This is a genomic window from Haladaptatus sp. CMAA 1909 (genome assembly GCF_043952005.1).
Lineage (GTDB): Archaea > Halobacteriota > Halobacteria > Halobacteriales > Haladaptataceae > Haladaptatus.
The window spans coordinates 1,604,496-1,621,496 of the sequence record NZ_JBIOAV010000001.1 but is presented as its reverse complement, the minus strand read 5'-3'; the positions used below and the strand labels follow the sequence as shown (position 1 = coordinate 1,621,496).

At 63.7% G+C, this 17,001-nt stretch carries 18 protein-coding genes; 3 read left to right on the top strand and 15 right to left on the bottom strand.

Annotated elements, in window-relative coordinates; translation table 11 throughout:
• Positions 1–2: 2 nt before the first annotated feature.
• Both ACGYLY_RS09020 and ACGYLY_RS09015 read right to left on the bottom strand, forming a co-directional pair.
• Positions 3–1,223: an MFS transporter gene (locus ACGYLY_RS09020; RefSeq protein ID WP_395281988.1), complete on the bottom strand. Its 1,221-nt coding sequence runs from the start codon at positions 1,221–1,223 to the stop codon at positions 3–5.
• A gap of 69 nt (positions 1,224–1,292) precedes the next feature.
• A complete protein-coding gene (locus tag ACGYLY_RS09015; protein ID WP_395281989.1) occupies positions 1,293–1,925 on the bottom strand; it encodes a LysE family translocator in 633 nt (210 codons plus the stop codon).
• Between the two features lie 129 nt (positions 1,926–2,054).
• Between ACGYLY_RS09015 and ACGYLY_RS09010 the strand changes: the two genes are divergently transcribed.
• Positions 2,055–2,528, top strand: coding sequence for a hypothetical protein (locus ACGYLY_RS09010; RefSeq protein ID WP_395281990.1), 474 nt, complete (start codon positions 2,055–2,057; stop codon positions 2,526–2,528).
• A gap of 7 nt (positions 2,529–2,535) precedes the next feature.
• Here the strand turns inward: ACGYLY_RS09010 and ACGYLY_RS09005 are convergent, their stop codons facing one another.
• The 9 genes from ACGYLY_RS09005 to ACGYLY_RS08965 all read right to left on the bottom strand — a co-directional run bounded on the left by ACGYLY_RS09005 (position 2,536) and on the right by ACGYLY_RS08965 (position 11,666).
• Complete coding sequence (locus ACGYLY_RS09005) at positions 2,536–3,825, bottom strand: ABC transporter ATP-binding protein (protein ID WP_395284129.1); 1,290 nt, start codon at positions 3,823–3,825, stop codon at positions 2,536–2,538.
• 14 nt (positions 3,826–3,839) lie between these two features.
• Positions 3,840–4,961 (bottom strand): ABC transporter ATP-binding protein, encoded by a 1,122-nt coding sequence (locus tag ACGYLY_RS09000; RefSeq protein ID WP_395281991.1) that lies wholly within the window; start codon positions 4,959–4,961, stop codon positions 3,840–3,842.
• Positions 4,962–4,973: 12 nt separating this feature from the next.
• On the bottom strand, positions 4,974–5,963 hold the full coding sequence (locus tag ACGYLY_RS08995) for an ABC transporter permease (protein WP_395281992.1): 990 nt from the start codon (positions 5,961–5,963) through the stop codon (positions 4,974–4,976).
• A gap of 1 nt (position 5,964) precedes the next feature.
• Positions 5,965–6,963 carry an ABC transporter permease gene (locus ACGYLY_RS08990; RefSeq protein WP_231184122.1) on the bottom strand — a complete coding sequence of 333 codons (999 nt, stop codon included), beginning with the start codon at positions 6,961–6,963 and terminating at the stop codon, positions 5,965–5,967.
• 39 nt (positions 6,964–7,002) lie between these two features.
• The gene (locus ACGYLY_RS08985; protein WP_395281993.1) at positions 7,003–8,610 is read right to left on the bottom strand and encodes an ABC transporter substrate-binding protein; all 1,608 of its coding nucleotides are present in this window, start codon (positions 8,608–8,610) and stop codon (positions 7,003–7,005) included.
• 328 nt (positions 8,611–8,938) lie between these two features.
• A complete protein-coding gene (locus ACGYLY_RS08980; protein ID WP_395281994.1) occupies positions 8,939–9,721 on the bottom strand; it encodes a hypothetical protein in 783 nt (260 codons plus the stop codon).
• A gap of 107 nt (positions 9,722–9,828) precedes the next feature.
• Complete coding sequence (locus ACGYLY_RS08975) at positions 9,829–10,539, bottom strand: DICT sensory domain-containing protein (RefSeq protein WP_395281995.1); 711 nt, start codon at positions 10,537–10,539, stop codon at positions 9,829–9,831.
• A gap of 32 nt (positions 10,540–10,571) precedes the next feature.
• Entirely contained in the window at positions 10,572–10,943 is a 372-nt protein-coding gene (locus ACGYLY_RS08970; protein ID WP_395281996.1) for a hypothetical protein, read from the bottom strand.
• A 57-nt stretch (positions 10,944–11,000) separates the two neighbouring features.
• Complete coding sequence (locus ACGYLY_RS08965) at positions 11,001–11,666, bottom strand: hypothetical protein (protein ID WP_231184116.1); 666 nt, start codon at positions 11,664–11,666, stop codon at positions 11,001–11,003.
• Positions 11,667–11,838: 172 nt separating this feature from the next.
• On the opposite strand from ACGYLY_RS08965, the gene solA reads away from it, so the two are divergent.
• Complete coding sequence (solA, locus tag ACGYLY_RS08960; protein WP_395281997.1) at positions 11,839–12,963, top strand: N-methyl-L-tryptophan oxidase; 1,125 nt, start codon at positions 11,839–11,841, stop codon at positions 12,961–12,963.
• Positions 12,964–12,999: 36 nt separating this feature from the next.
• On the opposite strand, the gene ACGYLY_RS08955 is transcribed toward solA, so the two are convergent.
• The 4 genes from ACGYLY_RS08955 to ACGYLY_RS08940 form a co-directional block, all read right to left on the bottom strand.
• Positions 13,000–14,130, bottom strand: a complete 1,131-nt coding sequence (locus tag ACGYLY_RS08955) for an NAD(P)/FAD-dependent oxidoreductase (protein WP_395281999.1) — start codon at positions 14,128–14,130, stop codon at positions 13,000–13,002.
• A 76-nt stretch (positions 14,131–14,206) separates the two neighbouring features.
• The gene (locus ACGYLY_RS08950) at positions 14,207–14,803 is read right to left on the bottom strand and encodes an NUDIX hydrolase (protein WP_395282000.1); all 597 of its coding nucleotides are present in this window, start codon (positions 14,801–14,803) and stop codon (positions 14,207–14,209) included.
• A 24-nt stretch (positions 14,804–14,827) separates the two neighbouring features.
• The gene (locus tag ACGYLY_RS08945; RefSeq protein WP_395282001.1) at positions 14,828–15,292 is read right to left on the bottom strand and encodes a hypothetical protein; all 465 of its coding nucleotides are present in this window, start codon (positions 15,290–15,292) and stop codon (positions 14,828–14,830) included.
• Positions 15,293–15,380: 88 nt separating this feature from the next.
• Complete coding sequence (locus ACGYLY_RS08940) at positions 15,381–15,779, bottom strand: hypothetical protein (RefSeq protein WP_395282002.1); 399 nt, start codon at positions 15,777–15,779, stop codon at positions 15,381–15,383.
• A 150-nt stretch (positions 15,780–15,929) separates the two neighbouring features.
• Between ACGYLY_RS08940 and ACGYLY_RS08935 the strand changes: the two genes are divergently transcribed.
• Positions 15,930–16,985 carry a S66 peptidase family protein gene (locus ACGYLY_RS08935; protein WP_395282003.1) on the top strand — a complete coding sequence of 352 codons (1,056 nt, stop codon included), beginning with the start codon at positions 15,930–15,932 and terminating at the stop codon, positions 16,983–16,985.
• Positions 16,986–17,001 lie beyond the last annotated feature (16 nt).

Below are 17,001 nucleotides of genomic sequence, written 5' to 3'. Positions count from 1 at the left end.
ACTCATCCCTCTGCCCGTGTCGCATCCCGCCGGATTCGGTCGCCGAGGCGGTACACGGCGCGGAAAGCGAGCAGCGCAATGGCGATTTCGAGCAGTCCGGTGACGGCGAACGCCGTCGTGAATCCGAGTCGGTCGGCGAGGCCCCCGCCGACGAGGAACCCGGTCAGGAACCCGAGACTTCCGGCGGCGTTGAACCCGGCCATGGCGACCCCTCGGTCGCCCTCTCCCGCGATGTCGGTCACGAGCGCCATCGTCGCGGGCGAGACGAACGCGCCGCCGACGCCCACCGCGACCATGGCGACGGCCGCGAGGGGTACCGACGGTGCGAGCCCCACGGCGACGATGGTGACGCCGTAACAGATGGAACCGACGACGATGGGGACGAACCGGCCGATGCGGTCGGAGAGTTTCCCCATCGGGTACTGCAACAGGGCGAACGGGGCGAAAAAGAGCATAAGCATGATTCCCGTTGCACCCGGGTCGAGGCCGAACTCGGACTGGAAGTAGAGCGTCCCGACGAGCGCGAAAAAGCCTGCGGTGAGTCGGTCGATGAACCCGAACGCGTACGGAATCGACAGTTCGGGGCGGGAGCGGAGGCGCTTCAGTGCGGCAGAAACGCTTTCTCGCGACGTAGACGGCACGCGGTCGGGTATCGACCGCGCGAACACCGCCGTTCCGACCATGAGAACGCTCGCGACGGCGAGCGGCGTCGTCGGGTGAACCTCGGCCAGTTGCCCGCCTATCGGCGCGCCCATCGCGGTTCCGAGGCCGATGGCGATACCGGCCGCGCCCATGTTGCGCCCGTGGCCGCCCCGGAGGTCCATCAACATCGTCATGGAGAGCGAGAAGGCCGCGATGGTCGCCGCACCCTGGAGGACGCGGAGGGCCAACACGCCGCCGAACGGGACGCCGAGCGTCGGTGCCAACGCGAGCGCCGCGTACCCGGCGGACGCTCCGACCGCACCGAAGACGACGAGCGGTACACGCGTTCCGAGTCGGTCGCTCAGGTGACCCCAAATCCCGGCACACGCCACGAACGCGGCGAACTCGGCGACGAGAAACCACGTCCCGCCGTCGAGTTGTTCGCCCGCCCCGAGGTGGACGACGAGGTCCGGAACGCCGGGATAGAGGAGCACCTGTGCGAGCAACACCGCCCAAATCACTGCGGCGAGACGGACGCGCTCGCCGCGCACGCTACGGACGCCATCCATCACCTGCGTCATCGGTCCGAATTGGTGACACGCTCGGAAAACGGTGTCTACATCGGCGCGGACGATTGGGGGACTCCCCCGTCAGTGCGCGACCCGCTTTTCCAGCAGGAGTTTGACGCCGAACCCGACCAGCACGCTCGCGCTGGCGTAACGGAGGAAGTCTCGAACGGCCTTTCGCTCGGTTATCACTCGCCGCGCTCGACTGGAGAACACGGCCAGCGTCGCCTGATAGCAGAAGCCGAGACAGCCGAACAGGACCCCGAGCGTGAAAACCTGGAAGCCGAAACTCCCGCCCGAATCCACGAACTGGGGAAGGAACGCGAGGAAGAACACGGCCACCTTCGGGTTCAGGACGTTGATGGTGAACGCCCGGCGGAACGATTCGGCGTGGGACTGGTCTTCCTCGTCTGGAACGATTTCGAACTCCTCGCGGTTCCGAAGCGTCGTCACGCCGAGGTAGACGAGGTAGGCCGCACCGGCGAACTTGACGACCGTGAACGCGAGCGCCGACGCCTTGAGGAGGGCGGAGAGGCCGAGGACGGTGGCGGTGGTGTGAACGAGACATCCCGTCGAGGTTCCGGCGGCGGCCATCACCCCGGCGGTTTGGCCGTCGCTGATGCTCCGCTTCAGCGTGTAGATGCTGTCGGGACCCGGCGCGACGTTCAGCGCGAGCGCGGCCGGGACGAACGCCGCTAAAACGCCCGTATCGATCATATCCCGAAAATGAGGACGAAGCGGATAAACGCTGGGTTGCCGTCAAATTTCGGCTTCGTCCGCGCTTTCGACCGCTGAAACCAAGCCACAAAAGACACGACGGTGGAAGGATTGTGATAACCAACAGCCATGTCACGATCCGATTCGGACGACCAGTTCGGCTTCGACGAGAGCGCCAACTACCTCGGACGCGCGCTCAGGGCGCTCGTCCCCCAGTCGGTCGCCCGACGGAGCATCGCGGTTTCCGTCTCGGTCCCCGACGGAGGGTACACCGTCGGCGACGAAATCCCCATCACCGTGACGTTCGCCAACCGAAGCCCGTTCCCCGTCGTCGTCGAAACGCCGCGACAGCGCCTCTGGGGATGGGAAGTGGACGGCGAACTCGAAGCGAGCGACGAAGCCTACTACGTCCGAAACCGCCCGAACGCGTTCTACTTCCGGGCGCGGGAGAAAAAGCGGACGACCGTCCGGTGGGACGGGCGATTCGAGCGAAGCGACGAACGGTCCCGACGTCCCGCCGACCCCGGCGAGTACACCGTCGCCGCGTATCTCGCCACGGAGGACGAACGGCCGCGGGACGAGACGACCGTCTCGATCCGCTGAACGTCTCTTACTGTTGAGTTCCGTCGATAACGTCGTCCCGGTGGCGGTGACAGGCGGCGTCGTGCGGCGCGGTTCCGTGTTCGGTCGGAACCTCGTAGTCGGGTACCTGTCTCGCACAGATGCTCTTCTCGGCGAACGACTCGTTCAGCAGTTCGGTCGCGCCGTCCCAGTCGCCGTCTACGATTCGTTCGGCGGCGTCATTCACGACGTTCCCCGCCTCCCCGTGCGGTTCGGTACCGTCGAAGAACCGGTTTACGACGTCGTCCGTCGTCGTCGGTTCGAACGACCGGCGCTGAACTTCCCGAAGGAACGCCCGCGTGTTCTCCCACTCCTCGCGGGAGAAGTCGTACTCCTTCGGCGCGATGAGTTTCGGACAGCGGGTTCGGAACCGACACCCGCTCGGCGGTTCGATGGGACTCGGAACGTCGCCTTCGAGGACGCCGCGAGTCCCCTCCAATCGGGGGTCGGGAACCGGAATGGACTCCAGCAACGCCTGCGTGTAGGGGTGTTGTGGATTCTCGTACAGTTCCTCCTTTTCGGCGAGTTCGACCAGTTGCCCGAGATACATCACCGCCACGCGGTCGGAGATGTGGCGGATGACGCTCAGGTCGTGGGCGATGAACAGGTAGGTCAGGCCGAACTCGTCCTGAAGCGACCGCATGGTGTTGAGCACCTGCGCCTGAATCGACACGTCGAGCGCGGTGACGGGTTCGTCACAGACGATGAAGTCGGGGTTCACGCTCAGCGCGCGGGCGAGGTTCACCCGCTGGCGCTGGCCGCCGGAGAAGGCGTGCGGATGTCGGTTGTAGTGTTGCGGGTCGAGGCCGACCTTTCCGAGCAGTTCGCGCGCTCGCTCTTCCCGCCCGTCCGCGTCGTACATCCCGTGTGCTTTCATCGGCTCCTCGACGATGGGACCGATCTTCATCCGCGGGTCGAGCGAGGACTGCGGGTCCTGAAATATCATCTGTGCGTCCTTGCGCTGGGCCCGAAGCTTTTCGCCGCTCAACTCGGTCAGGTTCTCGCCCTTGAAGTACACCGTCCCGCCGGTCGGTTCGACCAGCCGGAGGATGGCCCGCGCGAGCGTCGATTTGCCACACCCGGACTCGCCGACCAAGCCGAGCGTTTCGCCCTTTCGAATGGTAAAGGAGACGTCCTCGACGGCACGAACCGGCTTGCTCTCCCCGAACATTCCAGACAGGACGCCGCCGCTGTCGTTGAAGTGCTTCGTCAGGCCGTTCACTTCGAGGAGCGGTTCGCCCATCTCCGTATCCTCGTCGGCCACCGTCCCCGCCGCCATCGAATCACTCACGGTCAGTCACCCTCCTGTGGGTCGGTGACGACGTCGCCCGTGATACCGGTCTCGGCCCGTATCTCGATTGGGTCGCTGAACTCGTAGCCAACGTCGAAGGCGTCGTGTTTCACGCACGCCGCCCTGTGCGATGCTTCGCCCGAGTCCGCCACCTCCCTGCAATCGGGGTGGACCTCCGTACAGACTTCGCGGGCGTCGGGACAGCGCGTGTGGAACCGACAGCCACGCGGCGGGTCGATGGCCTCGGGCATGACGCCCCGAATCGGATTCAACTCCTCGACGGTCTGGTCGGGTCGCGGCATGGAGTCCAAGAGCGCTTCGGTGTAGGGGTGTTTCGTGTCGTAGAACAGGTCGTCCGCGGTCGCCTGTTCGACGATTTCGCCGAGGTACATCACGTTCACGCGGTCACAGAGTTCGGCGACCACGCCCATGTCGTGTGTGACCCAGATGAAACTCGTGTCGTACTTGTCCTGTAGTTCGTCCACGAGCGAGAGGATTTGCCCCTCGACGGTCACGTCGAGCGCCGTCGTCGGTTCGTCCGCGATGATGAGGCTCGGTTCGCAGGCGAGCGCCATGGCGATGAGGACGCGCTGGCGCATCCCGCCCGAGAACTGGTGGGGATAGTTGTCGTAACGCTCCACCGGTTCCGGGATGCCGACCTCGCGGAGCATCCCTATCGCCTCCTCCTTGGCCTCCGATTTCGAGAGCCCGCGGTTGATCTTGATGAACTCGCGAAGTTGATTTCCAACGGTGAACACGGGATTCAGGCTCTCCATCGGGTCTTGGAAGATGATGGCGATTTCGCGGCCGCGAATTCGGCGGCGCATCTCCTCGTTCGACAGCATCTCGTCGCGTTCCCGGAGTTCGCCGTTCGGTCCCTCTTCGAGTCCGAACAGCACCTCGTCCCGGAACCGAACCTCGCCGCCCACGATTTCGCCGGGCGGGTCGATGAGACGCAGGATGCTCTGTGCGGCGACGCTCTTTCCGGCCCCGGATTCTCCCACGAGGCCGACGATTTCGCCTTCCTTCACGTCGAAGGAGATGCCGTCCACCGCGCGGACGACGCCCTCCTCGGTGAAGAACTGGGTTTTCAGGTCGTCGATGTGTAACAGTGTATCAGTCATGGTGTGGTCTCGTTAGTTCTTGATTCGCGGGTCGAGCGCGTCGCGCAGGCCGTCGCCGAGCAGGTTGAACCCCATCACGGTGACGAGGATGGCGAGTCCCGGCCAGAGGCTGAACCACGGGTCGGGAAGCATGTAGCCACGCGACTGGTTCAGCATCTGTCCCCACGACGGGGTGGGGGGTTGTGCGCCGAATCCGAGGAACGAGAGGCCAGCGACGATGAGGATGCTGATGCCGACCTGCAACGTCGCCTGCACGAGGACCGGCGCGAAACTGTTGGGAATCACGTGCCGGAGGATGATGTTGCGGTCACGGACGCCCGCCGCTTTGGCTGCCTCGACGTACTCCTCCTCGCGGACGCTGACCACCCGCGACCGGATCAGGCGGGCGAACACCGGAATCGTCGTGATGCCCACGCCGATCATTGCGAACGTCAGGTCGCGGCCGAACGCGGCCATGAACGCGATGACCAACACGAGGAACGGAATCGCGTACAGCGTCTCGGCGAACCGCATCAGCACGTCGTCTATCCACCCGCCGTGATAGCCCGCGACGGCACCGACGAGCGTCCCGCAGATCAGTCCGAATCCGGTCGAGACGATGCCGACTTGCATGGCGATTCGGGAGCCGTAGACGAGCCTGACGAGGATGTCGCGACCGCGGTGGTCGGTTCCGAGCGGGTACTTCCACAGCCCCGGCCCGAACGTGTTGCTCGTCCACGCCGGGGGACGCAGGATTTTGGCGTTCGCGGGGTCGTTCACCGGGTTGTGCCAGAAACTGCTGACGATGGCGTAATCGAAGATTTTCGCGTCTATCCACGCGAACACGGCAAGGGCGAGGATGAAGGCGATGGTGTAGAACCCGATTCTCGCCGTCGTGTCCTTGCGTATCTGGCTGAGGGTGTATCGCCAACCGACGCGGGCCTCGACTTTCCCGCCCTCGTCGGCCTGTTCATTCCTGCTCGCGTTACGAACGTCCGTCGAACTCGCTTCTCCTGTTCCCATCTTAGTCCACCTCGTCGTAGGTCACTCGCGGGTCGATGTATGCGTACGAAAGATCGGTGATGACGACGCCCAGGATGAACGTCAAGCCGAAGAATATCGTCGTCCCCATGACCAGCGGATAATCCTGATTGTTGATCGCCGTGATGATGAGTCGCCCCATCCCGTTGATGTTGAACACGGTTTCGGTCAGCACGGCACCGCCGAGCGCCGACGTGAGTTGGAGTCCGACGACCGTGATGACGGGCAGTTGTGCGTTCCGAAACGCGTGTTTTCTGACGATGGTGCGCTCCGCGACGCCGTAGGCGCGCGCCAACTTCACGTACTCCTGTTGGAGGACCTCCAACATCGATGACCGTTCGATCCGCGTGATGGCGGCCATCTGAAGCGTCCCGAGCGAGAGCGTCGGCAACAACAGATGCGTGAACGTCTGCCAGAGCACGTCGGTGCGCGAGGACGCCCCCTCGACCGAACTCGGACTCGCCCACGGCAGAACCAGCCCCGTCGCCGGAAGCCAGTTCAGGTAGTACGCGAAGATGATGATGAGCATCAGTCCGATCCAGAACGACGGCGTGCTGACGCCCGCGAGGGCGACGACCCGGGACACGTGGTCTGTCGGTTTGTTGCGTCGTTTGGCGGAGATGATGCCGAGCGGAACGGCCGCGACGATGGCGAACGTGAAACTCGAAAGCATGAGCAGGAGCGTCACCGGCAGGCGCTCCATGATTTTGGTCGTCACGGGAACGCCGTAGTAGATGCTCTGGCCCATGTTCCCCTGCGCTACCGACGCGAGGTAGTTCACGTATCGGACCGGAAGCGGTTGGTTGAGTCCGTACTGTGCACGTATTTGATCGACCATCTGTGCGCTCGGCGACGGCCCGAGCATTATCTGAACGGGGTCGCCCGGAATCGCGTTCGTCAACAGAAACGTTATCGTGACGATGCCGATGAGGACGGGGATGGCCTGTAACAAGCGTCGTATCGTGTAGCGGAGGATTCCCATGTGTATTGTCGATCGGTCGTATCGAAGGGGGGTGCCGCGCTACTGCGTCCCCATGGAGACGTTGGTGTAGTCCGTCGAGAGGGCGAAACTCGACACCGGATGCGCCTTGAACCCCTTCACTTTGTTCTTCACCCCGAAACTGTTCTTCAAGTTGTACGCCGGGAGGTGTGCCCGGTCGTTCAGCATCTTCGTGATTGCGGTGGTGTACAGTTTCTTCCGCTTGGCGTGGTTCGCGGACTTCCGCGCCTTCACGATCTTCTCGTTGATGCCGTTGTAGAACGTGCCGTCGTTCGTCCCGTGCGCCTCCTTCGTGAAGAAGTAGTACGTGAACGCGTCGGGGTCGGGGGTGCCGGACCATCCCAGCGTGTACATGTTGTAGTCGCTCGGCTTCCCCGAAACGAACTTGTTGAGGAAGGCACCCCAGTCGAGGCGCTGCACGTTGGCGTTGTAGCCGGCCTCCTTCAGGCCGTTCGCCACGGTGACGCCGAGTTGCTGGCGCTTGTCGTCCGGCGGAACGATGATGTTGGCGTTCCAGTTGTTCGGAACTTTGTCCGAACTGTTCAACATGGATTTCGCCTTGTCGATGTTCTTGTCGTGGGCGATGTTCTTCCACTTCTTCGTCGGGAATCCCCAGTTGTCGGCTATCTGCTTCGGGAACGGACTGTACTGGCGAACGCCCGTCGGTTCGACGAAGTTCGACACGGCTTGGTCCATGTCGAAGCAGTAATCGATGGCCTCGCGTACCTTCGGATCGGTCGTCGGGCCGTTCTTGCAGTTGAACGCGAGATAGAAGTAGCCCATTCCGAGGACCTCCTCGATGGACGCATCGTTCATGTTCTGGACCTGCTTCCAGAGCTTCGGTGGGATCTCCTCGATGACGTCGTTCTCGTTGGTTTGTAAACTCGTCAACCGGGTCGTGGGTTCCTCGACGGGGACGAACTTCACCTCGGAGAGGTTCGGTTCCGGCTTGCCCCAGTAGTCGTCCCAGCGCGATATCCTGGCGAAATTGCCCTCCTGCCAGTCATCAAATTTGAACGGCCCGGCACCGATGGGGTTCTGCTTGTTGAACTTCTGTTTGTTCTTCTCCCTGACGCTCTTCGGGACGATACCCGCTGTCAGGGAGTTGATGAACGGTCCGTACGGGTATTTCAAATCGAACTTGACCTTGCGTTTCCCCATCGGGGAAATCGATCCGATCATCGAAAACGTCGAGGCGTTCTCGGTTTCCTCCTTGACGGGTGCCTCGAACGAGTATTTCACGTCTTCGGGCGTGACGGGGTCCCCGTTTTGGAACTTGAGGCCCTTCTTCATCTCCACGATGTACGTCTTGCCGTTGTTCTTCACCGTCGGCATGCTCGTCGCCATCTTCGGAACGACCTTGATACCCGAGTCGTACGTGTACAAGCTATCGAACACGCGGCTCGATACCTGTTGGGACGGCACGTCGTTGAGAACGATGGGGTCGAATTCGAGCGGGCTTTTGACCTGCGCCATGTTCAACTTCCCGCCGCCACCGCCATCACCGCCGCCGCCTCCGCCCTGCTGACTACCGGCGCAACCGGCGAACGCCGCGATGCCGGTCGCACCGAGGCCCTGGAGAAGCCGTCGTCGCTTTATCGAGTCTTGGTTGGTGCTTTTTTTCGTCATGTGTTTTGTGATTCGTTGGTGGGTTCGCCGCTCGTCCGCAGTCCGCGGATGTGAGCAACTGTCGAATCTTTTTTACTGAGCCAACCATTGTTATTGGGTGCCTGATACGAGCGGTCGAAAGCGGTAAGCCGGGCCTACGAAGTTCATTCCAGCAATGATATCCGGGAGAATGTGTCGTCAATGTGGGACTGGAGTGCGGAAAAGAAGTCGGTCGTCCCGGCGTAATTATTGACTCATTTTGTTGTGATTATGGGCGGGTTTCGAGATATGTCGGACAGTATGACCGTGTCGGGTCGGTCCGGACGACGCCCCGACGCTCGACATCCGCTCACTTGATTCGGGAGAACTCGGACCGGAGCGTCCACTCATCGCCGGAAACGAATGGTGAGGCGGGGCGACCGGTACCCCGCCAGAGCGCGTCGATGGGGTCGGCGAGCGCCTCCCGAACGTCCACATCGAAGTTTTCGAGCGTGACCGGGAACGGGGCAAGTATGTCTTCATTAATAATCTCATACTCTCCGATCGCTTCCGAGTCGTCCGCCGTTCCCCCCGCTTCCAGCCGGACGCCCTCCGTGCCGAAAGCGCTCAGCGTGACGTGAACCGGGGCCGTACACTGGTGATAGGAGAGTACGCGCAGGTATCGGCGGACACACCGCGTCAGACCGAGTTCGAGGGTTCGACCGTCGAGCATCGGCGATTCGTCCGCCGCGCTCTTCGCGTCCCTCTCGAACGGAATCGCCGAGACGGCTTCCACGACGCCGTTCGAGAACAGGTGTGCGTAGCCGGTACAGCGACCGTCCTCGCGGACCGCCGCCCCGAACCCGTCGCCCGTCCACGACCCGTGAGCGCCGTCGCGGCCGAGGACGGGGAGTTGTTTCGGCCGCGACGGGTTCGCTTCGGGCAGCACGCCGTGTTCCCCGAGGTCGATGGCGTACCCGTCGTCGTAGACGCCGGTCGGAACGACGTGGACGACTATTCCCCGCGGCGCGTCGAAGTCGAAGTACCCTGCACCCTCGACGACGGCTTCGAGCCGTTGCTGGTGAAGGGCGGTCGCTTGCTCGTTCGACCCACCGGCGTACTTCGCCCCCATGACCGCATCTCGATAGCTCATTGGCTACCGAAACACGGCCGGATGGTTAAATGGACTGCCACACCGGCTTTGCTCGTCGTCCATCCGAACGGTGTTCGTCCTTCGTCCGCGGAACGAGTCCCGTCCGGTCACCCGTACGTCTCTTCGAGGTGCGTTCGGAGGCTATCGACCGTCGAGACGTCGTACGTCCAGAAGCCGAAATACCGTCCTTCTCCCTGTTCCTCGGCAACCAAAGCGCATTTCTGCCGGTCGTCGCCCCCGCCGTCGTAGACGATGAACCACACCGCGCCGATTTCCCCCGACGTTTCGGCGTGAAACATCGTGTTCGGAATCCGCGGCGGACCCCAGTCCGCCCGCCCGTAGATGTGGATGTCGAGGTCCGTCTCGTTCGCGAGGTGGCGGTAGACCTCCGTCTGGTCCCGAAAGGCCGACAGCGACTGAAATCCGACGTGGAGCGTACCGTCGCCGACGCGCCACGCACGGTCCTCGAACTCGCGACTCGCCGTTAGCATCTGCCGTTTGTCGAAGGAGGTGAACAGCGTTCGGTCGAGGAGCGCCACGAGGTCGCGGAACGACGACGGGTCGAACTCGTCGCTCCACGGCACGAGGACCGGCGGTGTGAGAAACTCCCGGAGCGCCGTGAGTCCGATCGCACCCTCGAATCCGTCTTCGTCGCGGATGACGAGGAACTCGTCCGGCCCGACGCCCCGAAGTCGCCTGTACTGTACGGTGACGTTCTTGCTCTCGAACTCGTCGGCGATGTCGGTCGCGTCGTCGCTGTAGACGATGAGCGTCTTCCGTTTGCGCCGTACGTCGTCGATGGCTTCTCGAAGGTCCATTCGAACTCCTCCGGTAGCGTCGTATCGGGTCGTTAGTTGGAATATTCGTTCGCTCGCGCCCAGCGAAGCAGTCGGTCCACCGGTCGCGACAGTTCGGGAAGTACGAGGCGGTTCTCGTTCGAATCGTAGCTGGCCAGTCCCGCTTTCCGCAGCATCTCGACGTGTTCGTGTCGCAGTTCCGTGACGACCTGCTGGCGGTCCGTCGGGGTCGCCATTCGATACTCGCCCGCGTGGAGCCACCCGGTGAGGACGTCGGCCAGTTCGTCCATCGAAACCCGGTTCCACTCCAGCAGCGTGTAGACGGCGTACCGGCGGGTACGGTCCGCCAGCGCTCGATACACGTCGTCTTCGAGCGACGTGTCCAACAGGATTTCGTATAGCTTGTCCGCGGAGTCCTTCCCCATCTCGACTCCCCCGTTACCGATACGCCGTGAACGTCAGTAAGCGTTCTGTCCCGGCGACTACCGCATTCGGCTGTCGAGCAGACGGCTTCCCGCGAAGAGCATGACGCTGCCGACGAACGAGACGGCGGAGACGGCGAGTACGCTCAATCCCGTTCCGGAGGCATCGAACGGCCCCTGCGCTCCCGTGGCCGTGTACTGCTGAATCGTCTCCACCCCCGCGTAGCCGAGGAGGAAGAAGGTCACCGTTATCGCGAGGAGCAACGCCCCGCCGATGAGGCCGTAGAACGACGCCATCTCCTCGACGCTCAGCAGTTGGCGCATCCGTCGCGTGCTGAGGTCCGATTCACCAGAGAGGAGCGTCGCAGCGACTGCGAGGTGTCCCGTCGCCGCCCCGGTTTCGATGACGAGTGCGAGCACGCCCGGCATCAGGATGACCGGCGAGGACGCGAGCGGCGTCGCACCCGGAAACAGCGCCGCGACCGCCCCCGAATAGCCGAGAGTAATCGGTGCGACGAGCGAGAGGACGAGGAGGATGGCGCTCTGCCACGCTAATTTCGTCGGGATGCGTTGATCGAAGAGGCTGTTCCGTCGGACGCGCAGTCGCTCGTATGGCGAACCGTGCAGGATCGCGTCCGCGATTCTGTCGTCGAAGTAGTCGGTCTGTTCCGTCACGATATCACGACCGTCGAGCGGCCGTTTCCACCGGATATTCACCTCGTGCATATATCTGTATCGGTCCACGGAAGCGCTATTCTTCGGACGTATCGAGGGGTTAGGACAACGACTCCGTGAACCCGATTGTGACGACGACGGACCGATCGGACTGGAGCCACCGCCCCCAATCTCCCTCCCCGACCCTCACGTTCATTGCCACCGGAGGTCACGATTGGAACGAATGACGGAGTACGACACCATCGTCGTCGGGGTCGGCGGCATGGGGAGCGCGACGGCGGCCCACCTCGCCGAGCGCGGACGGGACGTTTTGGGACTCGAACGCTACGATATACCGCATTCGATGGGGTCGTCTCACGGCCTGACCCGCATCATCCGGAAGGCCTACTACGAACACCCGGACTACGTCCCCCTCCTCGAACGCGCCTACGAGCTGTGGGAGGAGTTGGACGCGGGCCATCCGACGGACCTGCTCCACAAAACCGAATGCGTCGTCGCCGGACCCGAGGGGAGCGAGAAAGTCCGCGGAGCGCGCGAATCGGCCGAGAAACACGGGTTGGCACACGAACTGTGTTCGGGCGCGGAACTCGGCGAGCGCTATCCGGGCTACGACCTGCCGGACGGGTTCGACGCCGTCGTCGAACCGGACGGCGGGTTTCTCCACGTCGAACAGTGCGTCGTCGCCCACGTGAACGCGGCCCACCGACACGGCGCGGAGATTCACGCCCGGGAGGGCGTCCTCGACTGGGAACCCACCGCCGACGGCGGCGTCTGCGTCGAAACCGAAGCGGACAGCTACACCGCCGACACGATGGTCGTCGCGGCGGGCGCGTGGGCCGCGAACCTGCTCCCGACCCTGGAGACGGAGGCGGTCCCGGAGCGGCAGGTGCTGGGCTGGTTTCAGCCGGACCGCCCCGAACGATTTCAGCCCGATTCGTTCCCCGTGTTCTCCATGGAGTGTGCGGAGGGCTACTTCTACGGCTTCCCCGAGTACGGCGTGCCGGGATACAAGGTGGGAAAATACAACCACTTCCACGAGGAAGTGGACCCGGACGACGTAGCCGAACCGACGCCTGCCGACGAGCGCGTCCTCCGGAACTTCACGGAACGCTACTTCCCCGACGCGGCGGGGCCGACGATGCGCTTGGAGACGTGCCTGTTCACCAACTCCCCGGACGAACATTTCATCGTCGACACCCTCCCCGACCACCCGCAGGTCGTCGTCGGGGCCGGGTTCTCGGGTCACGGCTTCAAACTGTCGAGCGTCGTCGGCGAGATTCTGGCGGACCTCGCAATCGACGGCGAGAGTCGCCACGATATCGACCTGTTCTCGCTCGACCGGTTTTAGGGCGTCTGGCGGGTCGATGAAACGACCCGTTTCGACTCACTCGAACCGCGTCACACTGAACGCCTCGATATCGACGGATGCGCCTCGAACGCCGTCGGCGACCAGTTTGCCGCTGTACGGCCCGAGTTGTAGTCCCGTCGCGCCGTGACCGGTCGCCAGATGGACGCTGTCGACGGTCGGAACCGGCCCTAGAACGGGCAGTTGGTCGGCCGAACGCGGACGGAGGCCGACGCGAACCTCGCGGATTTCCGCGTCGGCGAGGCCCGGAGCGACGCGGAGCGCTTCGCAGAGCACTTCGTGGACGCCCTCGGCCGTCGTGTGGGGTTCGAACCCGGATCCAACCTCTCGGCTCGCCCCGACCGCCACGCGGTTGTCCGGCCACGGGACCATGTAGTGGCCGTGGAACGCGCTGAGGATGGGCCACGAGGTGGTGTCGGTGTCGCCCAAATCGAGGTGGATGATCTGGCCGCGCTGGGGTTCGACCGGAATCGAGACGCCGAGCGACTCGGCGAAGCGGGGCGACCACGCACCGCCCGCGACGACCACCGCCTCCGCGTCGTGCCGGTCGCCGTCCGCGGTTTCGGCACCCGTGACCACACCGTTTTCGTGGTGAATATCGGTCACGTCCCCGTCACGGACGGTCAGTCCGTGGCCTTCCGCGGCGCGGAGGAGCGCCTCGGTGAACGTCCGGGCGTCCACCCGCGCCGCCCCGTCGTAGGACCGACACCGACGGGTTTCGGCGAGCGCGGGGAACCGGGACCGCGCCTCCTCGGCCGTCAGTTCCGCCGTCGTCCCCGGTTCGGGTTGTCCGTAGCGTTCTCGCCGGTCGGCGATTCGCTCCGACGCGGCATCGTAGTCGCCAACTTCGTCCTCGTCCACCGCGACCGAGAGGAGGTCACACCGCGAGTACCCCGTCTCGCCGTCCTGTTCGTCGGTCAGACGCTCGACCAGTTCGGGGTAGTAGGCCTCGGCGTCGAGCGCGAACTCGAACCACCGGTCCGACGCGGTTCGACTGCTGGTCGCCGGCGAGATGATTCCGGCCCCGGCGTCGGTCGCCCGTCCGCGGTCGTGGCGGTCGATGAGGAGCGTCGTCACGTCTTCCCGCGCGAGGTGGTACGCGACGGAGGCACCGACGATCCCGCCCCCGATGACGATTGTATCGTACATGGTATCCCGTTCTCCCCCCATCCCCTCGGCGGTATGGATACCGACAATCTACGTACGGTTTCTACGCCCGCCCGGCTTACCCCAAATCCGGGTCGGTATCGACGAACCGGTCTATCTTCTCCGGCGCGCGCCAGTCCGTCGTCAGTTCGAGCAGTTGGACCAGCATCCGGGCCGTCGCACCCCAGACGGTGTAGCCGTCGACGTGGAAGTAGTGGATGACCACCTCGCCGTAACGCGGGTGCTCGCGGTATTCGTTCTCGTAGTTGTTGAAATCCGTCAGTCCCGAAACGGGGAGCACGGCGATTTCCGCCACCTCGCGTTCGTCGGGGTCGTACCGTCGGTCCGGTATCCGAACGACGAAGGGGCTTATCGAGTACTGCGTTATCGTGCGGATGTCGTCCAGTCTGCCGACTCGCTCGACCTCGTCCGGTCGAAGGCCGATCTCTTCGTGGGCTTCCCGAACCGCCGTCTCCCAGAGGTCGTCGTCGCCGGGTTCCCGTCCGCCGCCGACGAAACTCATCTGTCCGGGGTGTTCGCCGAGATGGTCCGCCCGCTTCGTAAAGAGGAGGGCGGGCCCGTCGTCGCGGGCGATAATCGGAACGAGGACGGCGGCTTCGCGCTTCTCGTCCGTGACCAACCGTGGTTCGTGGTCGGCCACCCGACCGAGGTTCATGTGTTTTCGTTGCTCCCTCCGGCCTTAATTTGCCCGGTCGCCGAGCGACTCGTCCAGTCGTTCGCGCACGTCGTTCGCCTCGACCGGTGCCCACGCTTCGAGGTCGTAGCTCACGTCCACGAGGTACCGAGCGCGCTCCTCGTCGGTCGTCCGTGCCTCGTCCGCCAGTCGCTCGTATACCCACTCACCCAATCGTTCGCGGTCGGTGGTTCGTTCGGGAACGTCCATGATGTGCGGTAAGTCCTCCGCGTTCTCGGGAAGCGCGGGGAACGCCACCGGTCCGGGAACGAGGACGGTTTCGCCGTTCGCATCAGCTTCGACCAAATAGAAGTCACGGACGCCCTCCTCGATGACCGCTTCGAACGCGGATTCGTCCACCGATTTCCCCTCCTTGAACGCCAGTTCGGCGAGCGCCTCGGCTAATTCATCGCGTGTCAGCGCTCCGAACAGATCGACCACGCCCGCGAGTTCGTCTTTCGTCTCGCTCATTATCCGGAAGCATCGGGCGCTCGATATTAGTGTTGGTGTTCCGGGCATCGACGGGGAGAGTCCGGAGGAATTACGCTGCCAAATAATATCAGACTAGGAACAGGAGATTGTGGACGCCGATGAACCCGTACCACGCACCCGCGGCGAGGTACGTCGTCGTTCTGAAGGCGGCGGGATAGCCGTCGGGTGCCCACGACTCCGGGAGGAGTCGCTCGATGACCAACCCGCTCTCGGCGAGTGCCACGACGCCGATAACCGCAAACACGAGGGTGATGAGGGACCCGGCGACGGTTCCGAACTGCTCCATGAGCGTTCGCGTGAGCCACACCGATTCGAACACGTCGCTCCGGAGGTGAAGGACGGCGATGGTACTCACCGCATCGAGCATCTTCCCCGCGACGAGTACGGCCAACAGCTGAACGCGGTTCGGGGCGAGCGCCGGCCATTCCCCGCGCCTCTCGAACCAACCCACGGAACTGTTCGACATACACCCATCCACGGCCGAACGGGGCTTTGTTATGATTCGGTTAAGTTCGATTTAGGTGGGCGCTTCCGGGAAAATTCCCCGGTAATGGACCATTGGCGGCGGGGAAACGGAGACGAAACCTCTATCATCCGTTTTATCGACGCGTTTTCCATGCACGAGTTCGTCCTCCCGCCGGCCCTCGAACCCGGCGATTCCGTCGCCGTCGTCGCACCCGGAACGAGCCACGCGTCCCTGTTCCCGCACGTCTACGGGCTGGGACTCGACCGCCTCGAATCGGAGTTCGGGTTGAATCCTGTCGAGTTTCCGACGGCGACGAAGTCGCCCGAGTGGTTGTACGACCACCCCGAAGCACGCGCACGGGACGTGATGGACGCCTTTTCGGACCCCGATATCGGGGGCGTCGTCGCGATCATCGGCGGCGCGGACCAGATTCGAATCTTGCCCCACCTCGACCCCGACGTGCTCCGAGAGAACCCGACGCGGTTCTACGGCACGAGCGACAACACGAACCTCCAGACGGTCCTCTGGAACGAGGGTATCGTCTCGTTTTACGGCGGGTGCCTCTTCACCGAGTTCGCCATGCAGGGGTCGATGCACGACTACACGGTGGAGCATCTGGAACGGGCGCTGTTCGAGGAGTCGTTCGGCGAACTCCGGCCCGCAAACCGGTTCACCGACGAGGATTTGGACTGGGCGGACCCGGACAACCTCGACCGGCACCGCGAAATGGAGCCAAATCCGGGATGGCGGTGGCGGGGTGCGGACGAACGCGTCACCGGTCGAACGTGGGGCGGCTGTCTGGAAGTCGTGGACCAGCAGTTGTCGGTGAGTCGCTATCTGCCCGACCCGGAGGAGTTGGACGGTGCCGTCTTGCTCCTCGAAACCTCCGAGGAACTGCCCACCGAGTTCGACGTTCGATGGGCGCTCATGGGGATGGGCGAACGCGGTCTCCTCTCTCGGTTTTCCGCGGTCCTCGTCGGGCGGGCGAAGGCGCGGACATACGAGGAGGTGCGACCGCCGGACGAACGGGCGGCGTACCGCGAACGCCAACGCGACGCCATCACGGATCTGGTCGCCGAGTACAACCCGGACGCACCGATCGTCTTCGACCTCGATTTCGGCCACACCGCCCCCGTCGCGTCGATTCCGGTCGGCGGCGAGGTGACGGTGGACCCCGAGAACGAGCGAATAACCTTCGAATACTGATAACAAGGTTCTAATA